We start from the raw sequence: 3,565 nt of genomic DNA on the forward strand, positions 1-3,565 counted from the left end.
CGCGCCCGCTCCTTCCCCCACTTCCCGGCTACAATTTAAACCAGTACCCACATTGTTACCTGTGCAAAAATTCAATAACATCAGGTTATTCAGGACGTTTTTCCATACACCTCAGGTTACGAGAGCCAGCATCTAATGAAGAAACAGACTTTGCTGTTGAGTGCGTTAGCGTTAAGCATCGGGTTATCGTTGTCGGCCCTGCCTCCGGCAGCAGCATCCTTACCGACTCAGGTGCCCGGCCAGGGCGCGTTACCGAGCCTGGCGCCGATGCTGGAAAAGGTCCTGCCAGCGGTGGTCAGCGTGCAGGTGGAAGGCACCGCCTCGCCGACGCTCAATATGCCGGAAGAGCTGAAGAAATATTTTGGTGATAACGCCCCGCAGGAGCAGGCGCAGCCGTTTGAAGGGCTCGGCTCCGGCGTCATCATCGACGCAGCGAAAGGCTACGTGCTAACCAATAATCACGTCATCAATCAGGCGCAGAAGATCAGCGTCCAGCTGAACGATGGCCGTGAATTTGATGCCAAACTGGTCGGCAGCGATGAACAGAGCGATATCGCTCTGCTGCAGCTGATCAAGCCGGCGAACCTGACGCAAATCGCCATTGCTGACTCCGATAAACTCCGCGTCGGCGACTTCGCCGTCGCCGTCGGCAACCCGTTCGGCCTTGGCCAGACCGCCACCTCCGGCATTATCTCTGCCCTTGGCCGCAGCGGCCTGAACCTGGAAGGGCTGGAGAATTTCATCCAGACCGATGCCTCGATTAACCGCGGTAACTCCGGCGGCGCGCTGTTGAACCTCAACGGCGAGCTTATCGGGATCAACACCGCGATCCTGGCACCGGGCGGCGGTAGCATCGGCATCGGCTTCGCCATTCCAAGCAACATGGCGAAAACCCTCGCCGACCAGCTCATTCAGTTTGGCGAAATCAAGCGCGGCCTGCTGGGCATTAAAGGCATGGAAATGAGCGCCGATATCGCCAAGGCGATGAATCTCGACGTTCAGCGCGGCGCCTTCGTCAGTGAAGTGTTACCAAACTCCGGTTCCGCCAAAGCAGGGATCAAATCCGGCGACGTCATTGTCAGTCTGAACGGCAAGCCGCTGAACAGTTTTGCCGAACTGCGCTCGCGTATCGCTACAACCGAACCGGGGACCAAGGTCAAACTGGGCCTGCTGCGCGACGGAAAACCGGTCGATGTCGAAGTGACGCTGGATAAGAGCACCTCCTCCACCGCCAGCGCCGAGCTGATTATCCCTGCCCTGCAGGGAGCCTCGTTCAGCGATGGTCAGATGAAGGACGGTACCAAAGGCGTGGTGATCGATAATGTCGATAAAGGCAGCGCCGCCGCCCAGGTCGGCCTGCATAAGGATGACATTATCATTGGCCTTAACCGGGAACGTATTCATTCGATTGCCGAACTGCGCAAAGTGCTTGAAGGCAAACCGCCGGTCATCGCCCTGAATGTGATCCGCGGCAACGAAAGCATCTATCTGCTGCTACGCTGATTGTCTTCCCGGACATCGCCGCCATGTGCGATGTCCGGACAACTCATGCTATGCTGCGTCTGACCATTCATTAACGATATTTGCATCATGCCTGGAAAGTTATTACGTTCGATACTCATCGGTTTGATTGTCGGGGGACTGCTGCTGGCCCTGATGCCATCGCTGCGCCAGTGGCAACTGACGCCGACCACCCAAAACGATACGGCAGACGACTCCCCTGTGAGCTATAACGCCGCCGTACGCCGCGCGGCGCCCGCCGTGGTGAACGTCTATAACCGCGCCCTGAACAGCACCAGCCATAATCAGCTGACGCTTGGCTCCGGGGTGATCATGGATCAGCGCGGCTATATCCTGACCAACAAGCATGTTATCAACGATGCCGATCAGATCATTGTCGCACTGCAGGACGGCCGCGTCTTCGAAGCGCTGCTGGTCGGATCCGACACCCTGACTGACCTCGCCGTGCTGAAGATCAACGCCACCGGCGGGCTGCCGGTGATCCCGATCAACCCGAAACGCACGCCGCATATTGGCGATGTCGTCCTGGCGATTGGCAACCCCTATAACCTGGGGCAGACCATCACTCAGGGGATCATCAGCGCCACAGGGCGCATTGGCCTCAACCCGACCGGCCGCCAGAACTTCCTGCAAACTGACGCCTCGATTAACCACGGTAACTCGGGTGGGGCCCTGGTGAACTCCCTCGGCGAGCTGATGGGGATTAACACCCTCTCCTTTGACAAAAGCAATGACGGCGAAACGCCGGAAGGCATTGGCTTTGCGATCCCGTTCCAGTTAGCGACCAAAATTATGGATAAGTTGATCCGGGATGGCCGGGTGATCCGCGGCTATATCGGCATTAGCGGCCGGGAGATCGCCCCGCTGCACGCACAGGGCGGCGGGATCGATCAGATCCAGGGGATCGTGGTTAACGATGTGGCGCCGGACGGACCGGCCGCGCAAGCCGGGATCCGCGCCAACGACGTGATCATCTCCGTGAATGACAAACCTGCGGTTTCTGCACTGGAGACGATGGATCAGGTGGCCGAGATCCGCCCGGGATCGGAAATTCCGGTAGTCATCATGCGTGATGATAAGAAAATTACGCTCCATATCGCCGTTCAGGAATACCCGGCCACCAACTAAACGGCTCCCCGTTTGGGGAGCCTCGTTAATCGCTAAATACCGGACCGGCCGGGAATCTGACCAGAAACCCGGTCACCGCCAGCAGCGATCTCAGCCCGGGCCAGACTATCTGTCGCTCGCGAAGCTCATCATCCAGCGTCAGTAGCGCAAATTCCCCCTTCTCACCCAGCACGCCACCCTGCCAGAGCAGGCGCTGCGCCTGCTGCCGCGCCCAGGGCGACTCACTCTTCCAGGCCAGCAAATGCAGCAGCGCCTGCTGCAGACAGACGCTGTGCGAATGGTTATCCCGCCGCAGCCGCCGGTAAACGGGCAGGGACACGCTGCGCACGGTATAAAATCCACTGCCCGCCTCTTCATCGCCTTCAGGAATAGCGCGGGCGAACTGCCCCGCCACATCGCACAGCCGGTTGTGCGTCAGCGGAAGTTGCCGGGCGCTGAGCGCCCCGGCCGCCATGCACAGCAGACCGCTGCGCTGCAGCGAGGGCGTCGCAGAGCGCACGACCGCCGCCGGTAAGGCGATCACCGCCCGTGTCGCCTCGTCAGCGTTATGGTCAGCGCCGGCCTCATAACAGCTGGCCAGCAGCGCTTCACCAGGCGTGGCGTTCAGCGGGGGCGAAAGCAGGTTCAGCGCCGGCTGCAGTTGTGCAAGTTCATCGCCTGACGCCAGCATGGCGTCAACCACCGCCTCCCGTGTTGATGTCCGGTTTTCCGGACAGCATGCTATGGCTTCATTCATCACCGTCTCCTTATGAGAAATCTCCGCGGCCGGTATGCCAGCCGCGGGAACAGGCTGGCCTACATCGCCAGCACGTACTTGAGCATCACCCCGGCGGCGATCGCCGAGCCGATCACCCCGGCCACGTTCGGGCCCATGGCGTGCATCAGCAGGAAGTTCTGCCCGTCCGCTTCCAGACCC

Annotated in this window: 4 protein-coding genes; 2 read left to right on the forward strand and 2 right to left on the reverse strand. The window is 59.9% G+C overall.

The features are described from left to right. Nucleotides 1–135: 135 nt before the first annotated feature. Together degQ and degS are read left to right on the forward strand one after the other, a co-directional pair. Nucleotides 136–1,503, forward strand: a complete 1,368-nt coding sequence (gene degQ / locus CW267_RS29665) for a serine endoprotease DegQ (RefSeq protein ID WP_008806666.1) — start codon at nt 136–138, stop codon at nt 1,501–1,503. An 87-nt stretch (nt 1,504–1,590) separates the two neighbouring features. Beyond that, nucleotides 1,591–2,649: an outer membrane-stress sensor serine endopeptidase DegS gene (degS, locus tag CW267_RS29670; protein WP_008806667.1), complete on the forward strand. Its 1,059-nt coding sequence runs from the start codon at nt 1,591–1,593 to the stop codon at nt 2,647–2,649. A 25-nt stretch (nt 2,650–2,674) separates the two neighbouring features. Here the strand turns inward: degS and CW267_RS29675 are convergent, their stop codons facing one another. Both CW267_RS29675 and CW267_RS29680 read right to left on the reverse strand, forming a co-directional pair. Next, nucleotides 2,675–3,385: a hypothetical protein gene (locus tag CW267_RS29675; protein ID WP_008806668.1), complete on the reverse strand. Its 711-nt coding sequence runs from the start codon at nt 3,383–3,385 to the stop codon at nt 2,675–2,677. 59 nt (nt 3,386–3,444) lie between these two features. After that, on the reverse strand, nt 3,445–3,565 hold a 121-nt coding region (locus CW267_RS29680), incomplete at its 5' end, for a sodium ion-translocating decarboxylase subunit beta (protein ID WP_138980279.1).

The organism is Klebsiella sp. X1-16S-Nf21, from assembly GCF_002837615.1.
GTDB lineage: Bacteria > Pseudomonadota > Gammaproteobacteria > Enterobacterales > Enterobacteriaceae > Klebsiella > Klebsiella variicola.